The following is a 16,922-nucleotide window of genomic DNA, read 5'->3' on the forward strand; positions in this document are numbered from 1 at the left end:
CGATTCGTGAACAAGGTGGTTAGTATTATTCATTTTTAAGAAATAGCAGAGTGCGCCACAATGAATCAACCGTTATTACGTGGAGACCATCATGACTTATTCCTCTGCTACACATGCCCTCTCTGTTAACCCAGCCACCGGTGAGACGCTCGCGGCGTATCCGTGGGCGAGCACCGACGACGTTGAACGCGCAATTGCGCAGGCTGATGCCGGTTTTCGTCAGTGGAGACGCGTAAGCGTTTCAGACCGGGCGCAAAAGCTGCGCGATCTCGCCAGCGCGCTGCGAAACCGTGCAGACGAGATGGCCCGAATGATCTCCCGTGAGATGGGCAAACCCATTTTGCAGGCGCGTGCTGAAGTGGCAAAATCCGCCAGCCTCTGCGACTGGTATGCGGAACACGGCCCGGCAATGCTGCAGCCTGAACCGACCCTGGTAGAAAACCAGAACGCGGTGATTGAATACCGGCCGCTGGGACCTGTTCTTGCCGTCATGCCGTGGAACTTCCCGCTCTGGCAGGTACTGCGTGGCGCGGTACCCATCCTGCTGGCCGGGAACAGCTATCTACTCAAGCATGCGCCAAACGTACTCGGCTCGGCCGACCTTATTGCGCAGGTATTTGCTGACGCCGGTTTTCCGCAGGGTGTCTTTGGCTGGGTGAATGCCACGAATGAGGGCGTGAGCCAGGCGATCAACGACCGTCGTATTGCTGCCGTAACCGTAACCGGCAGCGTGCGCGCGGGGGCGGCGATCGGTGCGCAGGCGGGGGCAGCACTCAAGAAATGCGTCCTGGAGCTGGGCGGTTCAGATCCGTTTATTGTGCTCAATGATGCTGATTTGGATCTGGCGGTGAAAGCAGCCGTGGCCGGACGCTATCAGAATACCGGACAGGTTTGCGCCGCCGCTAAGCGCTTTATTGTGGAAGAGGGCATCGCTGATGCTTTCACCCAGCGTTTTGTCGAGGCGACGGCAGCCCTGAAGATGGGGACGCCGGATAGCGAAGAAAACTTTATTGGCCCGATGGCGCGATTTGACCTGCGTGATGAACTGCATCAGCAGGTGCAGGCCACGCTGGCCGAAGGCGCCACGCTGCTGCTTGGCGGGGAGAAAGTCGCCGGTGAAGGTAACTACTATGCACCGACCGTGCTGGGGAATGTCACTGCCAGCATGACGGCATTTCGTCAGGAGTTGTTTGGTCCGGTTGCGGCGGTTAGCGTTGCGAAAGACGCGGAGCACGCGCTGCAGCTGGCTAACGACAGCGACTTTGGTCTGTCCGCAACCGTCTTTACCGCGAACGATACGCTGGCGGAGAAATTTTCCCGTGAGCTGGAGTGCGGTGGGGTGTTCATCAATGGTTTCAGCGCCAGCGATGCGCGCGTGGCCTTTGGCGGCGTGAAGAAGAGCGGTTTTGGTCGTGAGCTTTCCCACTTCGGTCTGCACGAGTTCTGTAACGTGCAGACGGTATGGAAGAACAGAGTCTAGTTCGCTCTCCGATAACGGCCTTCAGCACGAAGGCCGTTGTCATTTTCCTGCAATGGTTCTGTCATTTTCGTTTCGTAGACTCGCACGCGTCTAACGTCTTGTTACTGAAGAAAATTATGAACCTAACGCAAATTTTTCGCCGTATTGCGCAGCGCCTCATCCCTCGTCAGTTTGGCCTGCTGACCGGTATTTTCTGTATTATTGGTCTTTTCTCCGCACTGCAACTCTCCTCTTCATTTTTGCTCAATGCTTCCCTGAAAGACGCTCAGCGCAACGAGCAGCAAAATTTGCTGGCGTACCAGCAACAGAGCAAACTGGATCTGGCCCGCGTGTCTCTGCTGGCAGCAAGCGATCTGCTTAACCGCTCCGGCGTCTGGTTTATGCAGGATAAAGAGACCGGCTCTGAAGGAAGCTGGCACAGCCTGATGGACGAAGCTCAGGCGTCGCTGACGGTTTCTCAGCAGGCCTGGAACGCCTGGCTGGCGCTCAATCCGCCAAAAGATGATGCCCTGATCACCAGCTACCAGCTTTTCTACGGTGCCATCAAGGAGCAGGCGGAAGGGCTCATCAAGACCAACACGATCGACGCCTTTTTTGCCGTACCTGCCCAGGCTTTTCAGACTGACTTCAACGAAAACTATGCCCGCTATCAGCAGGCCAGCGAGAAGCAGGCGATGCAGGGCCGCCAGAGTCTGATGGCGCAACTCTCTGGCCTGCAAACGCTCTTCCTGATTGCACCGGTTCTGCTACTTGCCATCGCCGTTCTGGTGTGGTTCGGCATGTCCCGCTGGGTCATTACGCCGCTGCGTCGGTTGATTGCTCACATTAACCAGCTGGCGGCAGGAGATCTGTCCGGTACTCCGCCGGGCGTACTGCGCTTTAACAAGGAGATCGGACAGTTGAGCGACAGTGTTTCCACCCTGCAGCACGGACTGCAGGAACTGGTGACCCAGGTCAGCAATGCCACCCACGCAATGGTCGAAAATATAAGCTCGCTGGCGCAGGGCAACCAGAAGCTGTATCTGCAGTCGGCTCGTCAGGCGAAAGAGCTTGAGGATGTGACGACACACATTGCCTCGCTGGAAAACCACGTGGAAGGGAATACAGGATATGCAAAACTCGCCAGCTCCAGGGCGGACGAGGCGCGCCAGGTAGCCGCGGGTGGCGATCGGATGATGACGACCGTCAATGCCTCCATGCAGGCGATCGTTGACCGATCGTCAGAGATGCGCGGGATCGTGGCGATGATCGACAGCGTGGCGTTTCAGACCAACATTCTGGCACTGAATGCGGCCATCGAGGCCGCCCATGCGGGGAACCACGGGCGCGGGTTCGCCGTTGTCGCCCGGGAAGTGGGGCTGCTGGCCAGAAAGAGCAGCCACTCGACGCAGACTATTCAGGCACTGATCAATCACTCTTTGCAGGGCATCGAAGACGGTTCCCGGGCCGTTAACCTGCTGGAAGATAATCTGCAGCAGGTGATCGGGCTGGTGGCTAATTTAAGCAGTCTGCTGAATGAGATCTCGGTAGCGACCCTGAGCCAGGGGGAGAGCATTCATCAAATGACGCGGCAGCTTCAGGCGTTAAATCAGGTTTCCCGTCAGACCGACATGCTGGTGTCTGACGCGTCGGATGCCTCTGAACGGCTGCATAAGCAATCCGATCTTTTATTGCAGGCGGTTTCGCGTTTTCGTCTTAGCGCCTGACGCAACATATAAGCCTCTGTTATACTCGCAGCCCGTTTTAGCCTGAGGGCAAGGAGCAAAGTGTGGCTGCGGTCATCCATAATGAGATGTTGGACGAGATTCTGTCGCAGGTTCGTCCGTTAATTGGAAAAGGGAAGGTTGCCGACTATATTCCGGCCCTTGCCTCGGTCAGCGGGAACAAGCTGGGTATTGCCATTTGTACGGTAGACGGGCAGCGTTACCAGGCCGGTGACGCAACCGAGCGTTTTTCAATTCAGTCCATTTCAAAAGTACTCAGTCTGGTTGCGGCCATGCGCCAGTATGAGGAAGACGAAATCTGGCATCGCGTGGGGAAAGATCCGTCCGGGCAGCCTTTCAACTCACTGCTTCAGCTAGAAATTGAACAGGGTAAGCCGCGTAACCCGTTTATCAATGCCGGTGCGCTGGTGGTTTGCGATATGCTGCAAAGCCGTCTCAGCGCCCCTCGCCAGCGCATGCTTGAAATTGTCCGCCAGCTCTCGGGCGTCGCGGATATTGCCTACAATGCGGTGGTGGCGCGCTCGGAGTTTGAACACTCCGCCCGTAACGCGGCTATCGCCTGGCTCATGAAATCGTTTGGTAACTTCCATAACGATGTCGCCACCGTGCTGCAAAACTATTTTCATTACTGCGCGCTCGAAATGAGCTGTGTTGAACTGGCACAGACATTCTTGTTCCTCGCCCATCAGGGGCATGCGCCGCATCTCGCGCAAGATGTTGTCTCGCCCATGCAGGCGCGTCAGGTGAATGCCCTGATGGCGACCAGCGGGATGTATCAGAACGCCGGAGAGTTTGCCTGGCGCGTCGGTCTTCCGGCCAAATCGGGTGTCGGCGGCGGGGTGGTGGCAATCGTGCCTCACGAAATGGCGATTGCCGTCTGGAGCCCGGAGCTGGATGAAACGGGAAATTCACTTGCCGGTGTGGCAGTTCTGGAGAAACTGACCCAACGTCTGGGACGTTCCGTATACTGATGTCGACCCTGGATCCGCTTTTTGTCCGCCTGTCGCGATCGCCTTTTCGTTCGCGCTTTCGCTTAGGCACGAAGGAACGGCAGTACTGCTGGGACAAAGGTGCCGAAACCATTGACCAGCACGCCGCCGATTTTATTGCCCGGCGTCTTGCACCGGCCCATCCCACCAATGACGGGAAACAGACGCCCATGCGCGGTCATCCGGTGTTTATCGCTCAGCATGCCACCGCCACCTGTTGTCGTGGCTGTCTGGCAAAGTGGCATAACATTCCGCAGGGTGTTCAGCTCAGCGCGCAGCAACAGCATTATATCGTCAGCGTGATCCACCACTGGCTGGTGCTGCAGATGAACGCCTAAATTTGACGAGTTATGATCCTGTTGTATTTGTGTTATAGATGCAGGTTAAGTTAGTTCAGATCCTGCTGACGATCGACATAATCGCCATAAGTTATTATACGGAATGATATTTAATGCGTTCTGCTCTCTCTGCCTTCAGGTTTTTTCAACCCGATACTCCGCTGCGTAATGCGTCGTGGATCTTTATTCTCACCACCTTATTCTATTTTGTGGGTGCTGAATTGCGTCTGGTTGAAGCGTTGTCGCTGTTCTGGCCACTGAATGGCGTTATGGCGGGAGTATTCGCCCGTTATGCTTATCTTAATCGTCTGCATAACTACGCGGTCGCGTATGTTGCCATGCTGATGTACGACGCGGTCACCACCAGCTGGGGAATGGCCTCGCTGGTGATTAACCTGTCGAATATGATTTTTATCGTCGTGGTCGCCATACTGGTTCTGCGTGATAAACGGCTGATGAAAACCCCCGATCCGCTTAATGCGCTGCGTCTGTTTAACTACTGCCTGATTGCTGCGCTGCTGTGTGCCTTGCTTGGCGCGGTGGGGTCGGTCGGTATCGACAGTCACACCTTCTGGCCGCTGTTTGCCGACTGGTTTAGCGAGCAGTTTTCAACGGGGGTGCTGATTGTGCCGTGTATGCTGACGATTAGTCTGCCCGGGCGTGATATTCAGTTACGTCTGGAGCAGCTGTTCCCGGTTATGGCGTTGATTGTCTCGGTGGTCGCGTCGGTGGTGATTGGCGGCGCGGGGAGCCTCTGTTTCCCGCTGCCGGCGCTTATCTGGTGTGCGGTACGCTACCCGCTGCCCGTCACCTGTTTACTGACGTTTCTCACGGGCGCCGTTGAGATCATTCTGGTTGCCAACTCCATTATCAATATTGCCGTCGCGACACCGCTTTCGACCCCGATGATGTTCTCAGCCCGGCTGGGCATTGCCACTATGGCTATTTGTCCGGTGATGGTCTCTGTCAGCGTGGCGGCCATTAATTCACTGATTCGTCAGGTGTCACTGCGGGCAGATTATGATTTTCTGACGCATGTCTATTCCCGCTCCGGGCTTTATGAAGCGTTAAAGCAAGAAGAGGCGCACCGGCATTCGCGTTTTTTAACCGTCATGCTGCTGGATATCGATTACTTCAAAAGCATCAATGATAACTACGGTCACGAGTGCGGTGACCGCGTACTGGCGGCCTTTGCCCGGCAGGTTCAGCAGGTTGTCGGTGAGGACGGTATGGTGGCGCGAATGGGCGGAGAAGAGTTCGCGGTGGTCGTGAACTCCGGGGATGCGCAGCACGGTTTTGAACTGGCTGAACGCATCCGAACCACCGTCGCACATCATCCGTTTACCTGGCGCCAGCAGACGCTGTATCTGACCGTCAGCATTGGCCTGGGCAGCGGTAAATCTGAGTCATGGCAGTTGACGGAGGTCTTTAATAAGCTGATGGCTGAAGCGGACGATCATCTCTATCGTTCAAAGAAAGCGGGGCGAAATCGGACCAGCGCCCGGCTGTCGGATGAGCAGGTTACTGCAACGTCCGGCAGCGAAACATCACTGCATTAGTCGTCATGAGCCAGTGACGTTAACAAATAGCGTCTGAACAGGATATTCGTACACTGACAATGTCTCTGTTTAAGCTACGCTTTTAGTAAAGCTTGCGTCAGGAGACGTTATGAAAACACCTGCAACCCCTGAAAACGAAACGGAACGTCTGAACTCGCTGCGCGAATCAGGCCTGCTTGAAATCGACAGTTCGCCGGCCTTTGACCGCCTGACGCGTCTGGCAAAACGCTTTTTCCAGGTGCCGCTGGCGATGGTCAATCTTATCGATGAGCATTCGCTGATCGTGAAGTCAGCGGATGGCCAGGCACCGGACTCTGTCCCGCGCAATATCTCATTTTGTGGCCATACGATCCTCAGCGAAGCGCCGCTGGTGGTGGGGGACATGCGTCAGGATGACCGCTTTGCCGATAATCCGCTGGTGGCCGGTGAGCCCGGCGTTCGTTTCTACGCTGGTTTCCCGCTGCGTCTGCGCGACGGCGCGAGCGTCGGATCGCTTTGCCTGATTGATTATTCTCCGCGCGAGTTTACGGCGGCCGATCTTGCCGTACTGGGAGATCTGGGCGCGCTGGCAGAAGATGAATTTGCCGCCGTCAGTGCGGCGACTACCGATGAACTGACGGGCTTATTCAACCGTCGGGGCTTTAATCAGCTCGTCCGGTTTACCCTGTCCGTCGCCCGACGCCGTGCAGAGCCGTTAACCCTCGGCTGGCTGGATCTGGATCGTTTTAAGGAGATAAACGATCGCTACGGTCACGAGGAAGGCGATAAGGCGCTGAAGGTGATGGCGCAACTGATGCGGTCCTCCTTCCGTGAGGCGGATCTGCTGGTTCGCTTTGGCGGGGATGAGTTTGCCGTGCTGTTCGCCGATACGGATGAGCAGGGGGCCTGGATTGCGATGCAGTATCTGGCCGAGCAGGTCGAAAATTATAATGCCCGCAAACTGCATCCGTGGTCGCTTCTGTTCTCGTGGGGCCTCAGTGAATTTGACCACAATGGCCATGACCTGCAACAGTGGCTAAAAGAGGCCGATGAAAAGATGTATGCCATGAAGCAGCAACGCCACCGTGAAAGATGACATAACAAAAGCCTATGATCGATCCGTTTGCGTTAATAAGATGTTAATTGCACAGTGACGGTATTCAACGTAAGGAAAAACAATGAATACCTCACTGCACATCAAAAACCTCACCCGGGAAGAGATCCTCACCCACCTCGATGCGTTGTCCGCGATCCTCGAAAACTGCGTTAACGGCGGCGCATCCGTCAGTTTTATGTTGCCCTTTAGCCTGGAGAAAGCGCGTGCTTTCTGGCGCGGTATTGCTGAGAGCGTGGGACGCAATGAACGTCTTGTGCTGGCCAGTATCGATCCGCAGGACGGCGTTATCGGCACGGTACAGTTGATCACCGATCAGCCGGAGAATCAGCCGCATCGCGCGGATGTGGCAAAACTGCTGGTCCATGAAAAAGCGCGCCGTAAAGGGGCGGCAATGGCCCTGATGGAAGAACTTGAAGTTCAGGCCAGAGCCAGAGGCATTTCGGTCCTGGTACTGGATACGTCCACCGGCAGCGGTGCCGAGACGTTCTACCAGCGTGCTGGCTGGCAAAAAGTGGGGGAGATCCCGCGCTATGCATTGATGCCGGATGGCGCGATGACCGCCACCTCCGTGTTCTATAAGTTCTTATAATTATTTTTCACAACTCCATCATGAATTGATCAAAACAGGGTTCCCGGTCGTAAAGTTTTGATAAGTTATCGTACCAATCTTATCAGGCTGTATGACTAATTATAAAAGGAACCCATTGTGAACACACTTAACCGTCATGATTTTCCCGGTCCACACTATCCGGAACGTATCATTCAGTTTGGTGAAGGCAATTTCCTGCGGGCGTTTATCGACTGGCAAATCGACCTGTTAAACGAACATACCGATCTCAACGCCGGTGTGGTGGTCGTTCGTCCCATTCAAAGTGATTTTCCGCCGTCGCTGAATACGCAGGATGGACTGTATACCACGATCATTCGCGGCCTGAACGAGAAGGGCGACGCGGTGAGCGATGCACGTCTTATCCGTTCCGTTAACCGCGAAATCAACGTTTATAATGAATACGATGCGTTCCTCAGGCTGGCTCATAACCCGGAGATGCGCTTTGTGTTCTCGAATACCACGGAAGCCGGGATCGGTTATCACGCGGGCGACACCTTTGAAGATGCGCCTGCCGTCAGCTACCCGGCGAAACTGACGCGATTGCTCTTCGAGCGTTTCAGTCATTTTAACGGTGCGCCAGACAAAGGCTGGGTCATCATTCCGTGTGAACTGATTGACTACAACGGGGATGCGCTGCGGGAACTGGTGCTGCGCTACGCGCAGGAGTGGGCGCTGCCGACGGCCTTTACTGAATGGTTGAACGATGCCAACTGCTTCTGCTCGACCCTGGTTGACCGCATTGTAACGGGTTACCCGCGTGACGAAGTGGCCGCCCTGCAGGCTGAACTGGGTTATCAGGACGGGTTCCTGGATACCGCCGAACACTTCTATCTGTTTGTGATTCAGGGCCCTGACTCCCTTGCCAGCGAACTGCGTCTTGATAAGTTCCCGCTCAACGTATTGATCGTGGATGACATCCGGCCTTACAAAGAGCGTAAAGTCGCCATTCTGAACGGTGCGCACACGGCGCTGGTACCGGTAGCCTTCCAGGCCGGGCTGGACACGGTAGGCGAGGCGATGAACGATGCTGACGTGTGTGCTTTTGTCGAAAAAGCTATCTATGAGGAAATTATTCCGGTACTGGATTTGCCGCGTGATGAGCTGGAATCGTTCGCCAGTGCGGTAACGGGCCGTTTCCGTAACCCTTACATCCGGCATCAGCTGCTGTCGATTGCCCTCAACGGGATGACCAAGTACCGCACCCGCATTCTGCCGCAGCTGCTGGCAGGGCAGAAAGCAGCCGGGTCATTGCCTGCGCGACTGACGTTTGCTTTAGCGGCACTGATTGCGTTTTATCGCGGGGAGCGTAACGGGGAAAGTTACCCGGTACAGGACGACGCGCACTGGCTGGCGCGTTTCCAGCAGCTGTGGACACAGCATCACGATCGCCAGATCACTACCCGCCAACTGGTAAAATCGGTACTGAGCGTGAGCGAACACTGGGAGCAAGATCTTACGCAGGTTAACGGCCTGGTCGAGCAGGTTACGCGGGATCTGGATGCTATTCTGCTTCAAGGAATGCGTGCGGCGGTTAAACCGCTCTGCTAACACCGTTGCCCGGCTTCGGCCGGGTTTTAATGGGGATCTTATTAGTTACAACATACTATTTGCTCTGTTTTTAAAAAACACCTCTGACACCGTGCGGTTTAGGCTAACCAGGTCAGAAAATTCAATGTTTTATTAACATGCTTGCAACCGTGAGGGGGATCACGTTTAATAGCCACGCTCTTTTTCTTTCCTGAAACTCACTATGATTGTTCGTCCTAAACAGCACTGGTTACAACTCATCTTTGTCTGGCATGGCTCGGTACTGCCAAAAATCTATACCCGCTTGCTACTCAACTTCCTGCTTTCTATCGCCGTGATCCTGATGCTGCCGTGGTACACGTCCCTTGGCATCAAATTTACCGTTGCGCCATTTAGCATTCTCGGTGTGGCGATCGCTATCTTTCTCGGTTTCCGAAACAACGCCTGCTATTCCCGCTACGTTGAGGCGCGCCAGCTTTGGGGGCAACTGATGATAGCGGCACGCTCTCTGTTTCGCGAGGTAAAAAACACCTTGCCGGACGATAAACATCTCGGCGAGTTTGTTCGACTGCAGATTGCCTTTGCCAACTGTTTGCGCATGACCCTGCGCCGGGAAACGAATGCCGAACAACTTTCCCGTTATCTTCCGGAAGATGATTTACGCAAGGTGATGAACGCCAACTCGCCGGCGAACCGTATTTTACTGATCATGGGGGAGTGGCTTGCCGTCAGGCGCCGCAATGGCGAGCTCTCAGATATCCTGTTCCACAGTCTCAACAACCGACTGAACGACATGTCCATCGTCCTGTCGGGTTGCGAGCGTATTTTGACGACACCCGTACCGTTTGCTTACACGCTGATCCTTCATCGTACGGTGTATCTGTTCTGCATCATGCTGCCGTTCGCGCTGGTCGTCGATCTGCACTACATGACGCCTTTTGTGTCGGCGCTGATTTCTTACACCTTTATCTCGCTGGATACGCTGGCGGAAGAGCTGGAAGACCCGTTTGGTACCGAAGATAACGACCTGCCGCTGGACGCCATCTGCAACATGATGGAACGTGACCTGTTGCAGATGAACGATGAAGAAGAGATCCCCGAAAGACTGTTACCGGATAAGTATTATCAACTAACCTGACGGGCATTCCATTCGTCACGGGTGATCTCCCACAGTTCGGAATCCAGCATGCCGCTGACGTACGCTTTCTTTTCTGTCCTGATAAGCCGCATGCCGCTACTGTCTGAAATACGACGGGAGCGGCTGTTAGCAGCCGCTTTTGGCGCACGCAACACCGGCTTGTTCAGGGTGTTAAACCAATAATCCGTCGCCGCAATACTGGCCTCACGCATGTATCCCTTACCCTGAAACTCCGGCGCCAGCCAGAACCCACGGTTATTATCTTCAACATCGTACAGACAGATAATCCCCATCAGCTCATCCGGTGCCTCGCGACGTCGAATACTCCAGAACCAGGCAATGCCTTTTTCCATATCCGGCAGCGCAACGTTATTAACATAATACTCCGCGCCGTTATCCGGGTAGGGCCAGGGCACTGAGGAGACCATATAGCGAACGATTTCCCAGCGCGGATAAAGCCGCTGTATCTGGACGGCATCTTCCGCGACCAGGGGAATGAGTAACAGGCGTTCTGTCGTTAGCGTCGGTATTGTCATCCGTGGTTCTCCCTGTTTAAGCGTTATGTTTTTGTTCACCTTCTGGTATTTTCATCTCTATCACATTCTTTTTCGGTGTGCTGGAATTCTTTACTACCAATAACTGCTTTTAAAAGGCTTTCGATTTGTAATATGAGGAATATATGGCTGTTACGGTAAGAGCTTTACGCGCAGAAGATTATTCCCAGTGGCGTCCGCTGTGGGACGGCTACACTCATTTTTATGACTGTGTCCTCGATGAGTCCGTGACCGCCGCGACATGGCAAAGGGCGCTCGACGAGCGATCATCGATGTTTTGCCGGGTTGCGGAAAGCGACGGCAACGTCATCGGCTTCGCCATGTGTATTTTGCACGAAGGAACCTGGTCGACAGCGCCCGTTTGTTATCTGGAAGACCTGTTTGTTGCTGCCAGCCAACGGGGAGCAGGGACTGGAAAAGCGCTCATTGACGCCCTGATGGACGAAGGCAAGCGCGAAGGGTGGTCAAAACTTTACTGGGTCACGCGGCAGAACAACCCGGCACGTAAACTCTACGACCAATATGGCGAAGCCGACGATTACGTTCGTTATCGCGTCTCGCTTTAAGACGCAATGACCTGTGTTTGTATCACATTGTATCAACGCCTCTGATACATACACAGGCTTGCAATAAAGGCCCATTCGCACATATCCGCTATACAAACCGATGTTGTTATATCCCCGTGAATCGTACTCAATCGGAGATAACAACATGTTCAGCAAACTCGCATACTCAACTCTCGCATTAACCGTTTCTCTTGGTACCGTCATGTCCTGTCAGGCCGAAGCAACCGGTACTGATTTCGCGACGGCGTTTGATCATCCTCAGCAGATTAACGCCGGCGATCTTAACGTCGGTTATGTCGACATCGGCCCGAAAAATGGTCAACCGATCATTTTATTACACGGCTGGCCCTACGATATTCATAGTTATGCGCAAGTTGCTCCCGCGCTGGCTGCCAAAGGATATCGGGTGATTGTGCCTTCTCTGCGTGGCTACGGAACTACCCGTTTCCTCTCAGACAAAACGCCGCGTAACGGCCAGCCTTCGGCCATGGCGAAAGACATTGTGAACCTGATGGATGCCCTGAACATCAAGCAGGCCGTTTTTGCAGGATACGACTGGGGTGCCCGTACGGCGGACATCGTCGCGGCGCTGTGGCCAGAACGCGTTAAATCGCTGGTCTCCGTCAGTGGATACCTGATCAGCAGCCAGCAGATTGGCAAACAACCCTTACCGCCGAAAGCAGAAGTTCAGTGGTGGTATCAGTTCTATTTCGCCACCGAACGTGGTGCTGAAGGCTACGCCAAAAACACCCATGACTTCGCCCGTCTGATCTGGTCACAGGCATCACCTGACTGGAAATTTAGCGATGCAACGTTTAACGCCAGTGCCAAATCCCTTGATAACCCGGACCATGTCGCGGTGACGCTCAGTAACTATCGCTGGCGTTTAGGACTGGAAAAAGGGGAGCGCAAATACGACAGTTATGAGCAAAAACTGGCAACGCTTCCGAATATTACCGTCCCGACGATCACCATTGAAGGCGGAAACAACGGGGCGCCACATCCTGCTCCACAGGCCTACGCCGGGAAATTCACCGGTAAGTATGAACACCGTACCTTTGGCAAAACCGTAGGTCACAATCCTCCGCAGGAAGATCCGCAGGATTTCGTCAACGCAGTTGTGGACGCAGATAAACTCTGAAATGTGCTATTTTCAATACGTTACCCTTCAGTCTGGAGATTTCTGTGGAGCATATTGATCATATCCTTGTCGTCGATGACGACAGGGATATTCGTGAGCTGATTGTCGATTACCTCGTTAAGTCCGGATATCGCGCCTCTGGCGCGGCAAATGGCAAAGAGATGCGAGTTGTGCTTGATAAACAGCATATCGATCTTGTGGTGCTGGATGTCATGATGCCCGGCGATGACGGATTAACGCTGTGTCGTCAGCTCCGAAGCGGTAAACATAAAGACTTGCCTATTCTGATGCTCACGGCGCGTAACGAGGAAACAGACCGGATCCTGGGGCTGGAGATGGGGGCAGACGATTATGTCGTGAAGCCTTTTGTTGCACGCGAGTTACTCGCGCGGATCAAAGCCATTTTACGTCGTTTTCGCACAATGCCCCCCAATTTACAGGTGACGGAGGCCGGACGACTGGTCACGTTCGGAGAATGGCAACTGGACACCGTGGCCCGTCATTTAATCGACAGTGAAGGGATGGTGGTGGCGCTCAGCGGGGCGGAATATCGTCTGCTGCGCGTGTTCCTCGATCACCCTCAGCGCGTCCTGACCCGGGATCAACTGCTAAATCTGACCCAGGGGCGCGATGCCGAGCTTTTTGAACGATCGATTGATCTGCTGGTGAGCCGGGTGCGTCAGCGTCTGAATGAAGACGCCCGCACGCCGGCCTATATCAAGACCGTGCGCAGTGAAGGTTATGTCTTTACAATGCCGGTGATCATAAAAGAGGCCAATGAATGACGCTTTGGCCACGCTCGTTGCTGTCCCGGCTGTTGGTCATCGTGCTGGCTGGACTCTTACTGGCCAATACCCTCAGCCTGACGCTGGTGATGGTTGAACGCATGCACAGCGCCCGCACCGTAATGCTGGGTAATCTGGAAAACGATGTAGCCACTAGCGTGGCCATTCTTGACCGGCTTCCCGCTCAGGAGCGGGCGGCCTGGCTGCCTCGGCTGGAGCGCGGTAACTATCGCTATATTCTCGGGCCTGGAGAACCGGGCGCACCGCCTGAGGATAAGCGTTCACGCGATGCCATTCGAACGCTAAAAGAGACCCTTACGGCTGACTACCCGCTCACGTTTACCGCCGTTCCCGGTCCCATTTCCCATATTCAGGCGCATCTCACCTTACGGGATGGCGCACCGTTGACCATCGATCTGACACCACGCATGCCGCCGGTCGCCAGCTGGTTACCTGTCGTGCTGGTATTGCAGCTGCTGCTGCTTGCGGCCTGTGCCTGGATCGCCGTGCGTCAGGTGATTCGGCCTTTTTCTCAGTTTACCCGTGCAGTTGACGCGCTGGACCCGGCGGCAAACACACCAATGACGGAGAAGGGGCCGGTAGAAGTGCAAAGAGCCGCGCATGCCTTTAACGCGATGCAGGCGCGCATTCAATCCTATCTTCGCGAACGCGCGCAGATCCTGGCATCCATTTCTCACGACCTGCAGACGCCCATCACGCGCATGAAATTGCGCGTCGAGATGGCCGATCAACCCGAGTTACGCGACAAGTTATTGAACGACCTCGATAACATGACCCGTCTGGTGCGGGAGGGGATTGCCTATGCCCGGTCATCAGAATCCCTGGAAGAGACCTCGCTAAAGCTGGAGCTCAATGCCTGGGTAAACAGTATTGCCTGTGATTATCAGGACATTGGTAAAAACGTGCAGTTTCAGGCAAACGACGCCCGCCTGCCGATAGTGACTCGGCCGCAGGCGCTTCGCCGGGTGATGACCAACCTCCTGGATAACGCGCTTAAGTTTGGTGGCTATGCCGTTATTGAGATTGATGATTCTTCTGCCGGACACATTGCTATCCATATTCTGGACGGCGGGCCGGGGATACCCGAGGCTGAACTCGACGCGGTATTACAGCCTTTTTATCGGGTAGAAACATCGCGTAACCGTGATACCGGCGGAACCGGCCTGGGGCTGGCGATTGCCGCGCAGCTGACCGCGCAGCTTGACGGGAAACTGCGGCTGGCAAATCTTCCTGAAGGCGGGCTGAAGGTCACGGTAACGCTGCCGCGTCGCTAATTGTATGGTTTTGTATCCGGTTGCGTGACCGATACGAGAGCAGACAAATCGTCCCGTTTTGCACACATCCCAAACACATCCGTACGATGAAATACCCTCACTGCAGCGTCGCAGGCCATCTGTAATGAGAGGTTTTTATGTTTTTGATAATCGCGTTTCTGGGCGGGATGATAAGCCTGCTCAGTCCATGTACGCTCCCGGTGATACCTCTTCTGTTTGCCGGTTTTCAGGGGCAGCGAAGACATATCCTGGCTCTGCTGGCAGGGATGATCGTGATGTTTACCGTGGTGGCGATGGTTGTCACGGTTGCCAGCGAATGGATCACGGATGCCACGATAATAGGGCGCTGGCTGGCACTCATTATTCTGGCTACAGCCGCGCTGGCCTTAATTTTCCCGTCCTTCGCCCAGCGCATAGCCGGGCCTGCGGTCAGCGCGGGCAATATCCTCAACACCCGCAGCGGACAAACGCGCGGAATGTTTTCCGCTTTCCTGGCCGGACTGGCCGTCGGTCTGCTCTGGTCTCCCTGTGCCGGACCGATCCTCGGGGCTATTTTCAGTATCAATATTGCGGGTCATTCGGCCATCACCACCGGCGCGCTGCTGGCGGCGTATGGCAGCGGATGTGCGCTTATGTTGGGCCTGCTTATGGCCGGCGGTCGGAAACTGATGACACCGCTGCGGGCCAAATCAGCGCTGATGGAAAGGTTGCGCAAGGGGGCGGGCGTGGTGATGTTAGCGGCTGTGGCGTTCAACGCCACGGGGATGAACTCGGTGCTGAAAGGTGCAAATGGGGTGGCAGACCGTCTTGAAACCACGCTATTGACCCTGGCGAAGCCCGCCACTGCGCCAGTAAAACTGCAGCCGGTCGTCATGACCGAACCCAGCAGTCAGTTGCCTTCGTTAAGTGGCGGAACCGGGTGGATTAATGGTGACCCTGTCACGTCTGAATCATTGCGAGGTAAAGTCGTCCTGATTGATTTCTGGACCTGGGACTGTATCAACTGCCAGCATACGCTCCCGCATGTCCGCGACTGGGCCACGCGATATCAGTCCCAGGGTCTGGTGGTCATCGGCGTGCATACGCCTGAATACCCGTGGGAAAAACCGCTCTCGTCGGTGAAAAACGCGGTGAACAAATGGCAACTGCCGTATCGGGTCGTGACGGATAATAACTACCAGATCTGGAACGCCTTCGGGAACCAGTACTGGCCGGCACATTACTATTTCGATGCCAAAGGGCAGTTACGTTATACCTCTTTTGGCGAAGGTAACTATGAAGAACAGGAAAAAGTTATCCAGCAACTGCTTAAAGAGGCCCGCTCATAACGTTGCTCAGGGCTGACGTTGAGCAATGATAAACAACCGTGGAAAAGCCAGCAGTATCTGCCCGTTTTCCTGGAGCGGATACTGCTCTTCCAGCATTTCATGGTAGCGCTTGAGAAAACGTTTCTGCTCGCTCTCATTAAGCTCCTGCAGCCACGGACGTAAACCGGTCGCGCTTACCCAGTCAATGATGGCCTGGTGTGAGCTCATTTTATGGAAATAGGTTGTCCGCCAGATATCCACATCACAACCGGCGTCTGTCAGAATGTCGTAATAGGCATGCACGCCGGGCAAGGCTTCACGACCCCGGTCAGGATAACCTTGCTCCCAGGCAACTTCACGCATCGCCACATGAGTGGGCTCAAGCCAGTTGTCAGGCATCTGAATGGCCAATACGCCATTTAACGTGAGCAGAGAGACCAGGTGCGGCAGGAGATCGTAGTGGTCGGGCACCCACTGCAACGAGGCATTGGCGTAAATCAGGCTCAGCGGCTGGCCAGGCTTAAACTGGCGGATATCGGCCTCAACAAAGTGGCAATCCGGTAAGGCGCTGCGGGCTTCGTCGAGCATCGCAGGTGAGTTATCGACCCCTGTGACGTGCGCTGAAGGCCAGCGATGTTTTAACAGCGCCGTACTGTTTCCAGGCCCGCAGCCCAGATCGACGATGGATGACACGTCATCCAGGGGAATTCTGGCGAGCAATTCAGCGGCGGGGCGCGTACGTTCGGCTCCGTATCGCAGGTACAGGGAAGGGTTCCAGTCAGCCATCTTTGCATCTCCGTTGTGCATGCTTCA

16 protein-coding genes are annotated in these 16,922 nt (G+C 54.9%); 14 read left to right on the forward strand and 2 right to left on the reverse strand.

The annotated features are described in order from the left end of the window. Positions 1–91 precede the first annotated feature (91 nt). From sad to AC2FAP_RS05775, 9 genes are all read left to right on the forward strand, one after another. The gene (gene sad, locus AC2FAP_RS05735; RefSeq protein WP_041162600.1) at positions 92–1,480 is read left to right on the forward strand and encodes a succinate-semialdehyde dehydrogenase; all 1,389 of its coding nucleotides are present in this window, start codon (positions 92–94) and stop codon (positions 1,478–1,480) included. Between the two features lie 116 nt (positions 1,481–1,596). Further along, positions 1,597–3,186: a methyl-accepting chemotaxis protein gene (locus AC2FAP_RS05740; protein ID WP_078774043.1), complete on the forward strand. Its 1,590-nt coding sequence runs from the start codon at positions 1,597–1,599 to the stop codon at positions 3,184–3,186. 62 nt (positions 3,187–3,248) lie between these two features. Further along, positions 3,249–4,175 carry a glutaminase B gene (glsB, locus tag AC2FAP_RS05745; RefSeq protein WP_025204200.1) on the forward strand — a complete coding sequence of 309 codons (927 nt, stop codon included), beginning with the start codon at positions 3,249–3,251 and terminating at the stop codon, positions 4,173–4,175. Beyond that, positions 4,175–4,531, forward strand: a complete 357-nt coding sequence (locus AC2FAP_RS05750) for a DUF4186 domain-containing protein (RefSeq protein WP_078774044.1) — start codon at positions 4,175–4,177, stop codon at positions 4,529–4,531. Before glsB ends, AC2FAP_RS05750 begins: the two co-directional genes overlap by 1 nt. A gap of 113 nt (positions 4,532–4,644) precedes the next feature. Further along, entirely contained in the window at positions 4,645–6,090 is a 1,446-nt protein-coding gene (locus AC2FAP_RS05755; protein WP_078774045.1) for a sensor domain-containing diguanylate cyclase, read from the forward strand. A 109-nt stretch (positions 6,091–6,199) separates the two neighbouring features. Then, entirely contained in the window at positions 6,200–7,165 is a 966-nt protein-coding gene (locus AC2FAP_RS05760) for a sensor domain-containing diguanylate cyclase (protein ID WP_063156410.1), read from the forward strand. Between the two features lie 82 nt (positions 7,166–7,247). Continuing rightward, positions 7,248–7,775 (forward strand): GNAT family N-acetyltransferase, encoded by a 528-nt coding sequence (locus AC2FAP_RS05765; RefSeq protein WP_047744651.1) that lies wholly within the window; start codon positions 7,248–7,250, stop codon positions 7,773–7,775. Between the two features lie 117 nt (positions 7,776–7,892). Beyond that, the gene (locus tag AC2FAP_RS05770; RefSeq protein ID WP_078774046.1) at positions 7,893–9,344 is read left to right on the forward strand and encodes a tagaturonate reductase; all 1,452 of its coding nucleotides are present in this window, start codon (positions 7,893–7,895) and stop codon (positions 9,342–9,344) included. Positions 9,345–9,546: 202 nt separating this feature from the next. Beyond that, the gene (locus AC2FAP_RS05775) at positions 9,547–10,461 is read left to right on the forward strand and encodes a bestrophin family protein (protein ID WP_014170060.1); all 915 of its coding nucleotides are present in this window, start codon (positions 9,547–9,549) and stop codon (positions 10,459–10,461) included. Here AC2FAP_RS05775 and AC2FAP_RS05780 read toward each other — a convergent pair. Further along, on the reverse strand, positions 10,449–10,997 hold the full coding sequence (locus tag AC2FAP_RS05780; protein ID WP_050736792.1) for a GNAT family N-acetyltransferase: 549 nt from the start codon (positions 10,995–10,997) through the stop codon (positions 10,449–10,451). The two genes, AC2FAP_RS05775 and AC2FAP_RS05780, sit on opposite strands and share 13 nt — an antisense overlap. A 143-nt stretch (positions 10,998–11,140) precedes the next feature. Between AC2FAP_RS05780 and AC2FAP_RS05785 the strand changes: the two genes are divergently transcribed. From AC2FAP_RS05785 to AC2FAP_RS05805, 5 genes are all read left to right on the forward strand, one after another. Beyond that, positions 11,141–11,581 (forward strand): GNAT family N-acetyltransferase, encoded by a 441-nt coding sequence (locus AC2FAP_RS05785; protein ID WP_014170062.1) that lies wholly within the window; start codon positions 11,141–11,143, stop codon positions 11,579–11,581. 145 nt (positions 11,582–11,726) lie between these two features. Then, positions 11,727–12,722 carry an alpha/beta fold hydrolase gene (locus AC2FAP_RS05790; protein ID WP_020884143.1) on the forward strand — a complete coding sequence of 332 codons (996 nt, stop codon included), beginning with the start codon at positions 11,727–11,729 and terminating at the stop codon, positions 12,720–12,722. Between the two features lie 44 nt (positions 12,723–12,766). Beyond that, on the forward strand, positions 12,767–13,507 hold the full coding sequence (locus AC2FAP_RS05795; protein WP_032678151.1) for a response regulator: 741 nt from the start codon (positions 12,767–12,769) through the stop codon (positions 13,505–13,507). Then, a complete protein-coding gene (locus AC2FAP_RS05800; RefSeq protein ID WP_025204192.1) occupies positions 13,504–14,802 on the forward strand; it encodes an ATP-binding protein in 1,299 nt (432 codons plus the stop codon). The genes AC2FAP_RS05795 and AC2FAP_RS05800 overlap by 4 nt, the downstream gene beginning before the upstream one ends. Positions 14,803–14,939: 137 nt before the next feature. After that, positions 14,940–16,130, forward strand: coding sequence for a cytochrome c biogenesis protein/redoxin (locus AC2FAP_RS05805; protein WP_032678153.1), 1,191 nt, complete (start codon positions 14,940–14,942; stop codon positions 16,128–16,130). A 6-nt stretch (positions 16,131–16,136) separates the two neighbouring features. Here AC2FAP_RS05805 and tam read toward each other — a convergent pair whose 3' ends face one another. Further along, positions 16,137–16,895, reverse strand: a complete 759-nt coding sequence (tam, locus tag AC2FAP_RS05810; protein WP_020884139.1) for a trans-aconitate 2-methyltransferase — start codon at positions 16,893–16,895, stop codon at positions 16,137–16,139. Between the last annotated feature and the right edge of the window lie 27 nt (positions 16,896–16,922).

This window comes from Enterobacter cloacae complex sp. 394I7 (assembly GCF_057320345.1).

Excerpts from the sequence above, each read along its gene's own strand:
- sad (WP_041162600.1), top strand. The coding sequence starts at position 92 with ATGACTTATTCCTCTGCTACACATGCCCTCTCTGTTAACCCAGCCACC.
- AC2FAP_RS05740 (WP_078774043.1), top strand. The coding sequence starts at position 1,597 with ATGAACCTAACGCAAATTTTTCGCCGTATTGCGCAGCGCCTCATCCCT.
- AC2FAP_RS05750 (WP_078774044.1), top strand. The coding sequence starts at position 4,175 with ATGTCGACCCTGGATCCGCTTTTTGTCCGCCTGTCGCGATCGCCTTTT.
- AC2FAP_RS05755 (WP_078774045.1), top strand. The coding sequence starts at position 4,645 with ATGCGTTCTGCTCTCTCTGCCTTCAGGTTTTTTCAACCCGATACTCCG.
- AC2FAP_RS05760 (WP_063156410.1), top strand. The coding sequence starts at position 6,200 with ATGAAAACACCTGCAACCCCTGAAAACGAAACGGAACGTCTGAACTCG.
- AC2FAP_RS05765 (WP_047744651.1), top strand. The coding sequence starts at position 7,248 with ATGAATACCTCACTGCACATCAAAAACCTCACCCGGGAAGAGATCCTC.
- AC2FAP_RS05775 (WP_014170060.1), top strand. The coding sequence starts at position 9,547 with ATGATTGTTCGTCCTAAACAGCACTGGTTACAACTCATCTTTGTCTGG.
- AC2FAP_RS05780 (WP_050736792.1), bottom strand. The coding sequence starts at position 10,997 with ATGACAATACCGACGCTAACGACAGAACGCCTGTTACTCATTCCCCTG.
- AC2FAP_RS05785 (WP_014170062.1), top strand. The coding sequence starts at position 11,141 with ATGGCTGTTACGGTAAGAGCTTTACGCGCAGAAGATTATTCCCAGTGG.
- AC2FAP_RS05790 (WP_020884143.1), top strand. The coding sequence starts at position 11,727 with ATGTTCAGCAAACTCGCATACTCAACTCTCGCATTAACCGTTTCTCTT.
- AC2FAP_RS05800 (WP_025204192.1), top strand. The coding sequence starts at position 13,504 with ATGACGCTTTGGCCACGCTCGTTGCTGTCCCGGCTGTTGGTCATCGTG.
- AC2FAP_RS05805 (WP_032678153.1), top strand. The coding sequence starts at position 14,940 with ATGTTTTTGATAATCGCGTTTCTGGGCGGGATGATAAGCCTGCTCAGT.
- tam (WP_020884139.1), bottom strand. The coding sequence starts at position 16,895 with ATGGCTGACTGGAACCCTTCCCTGTACCTGCGATACGGAGCCGAACGT.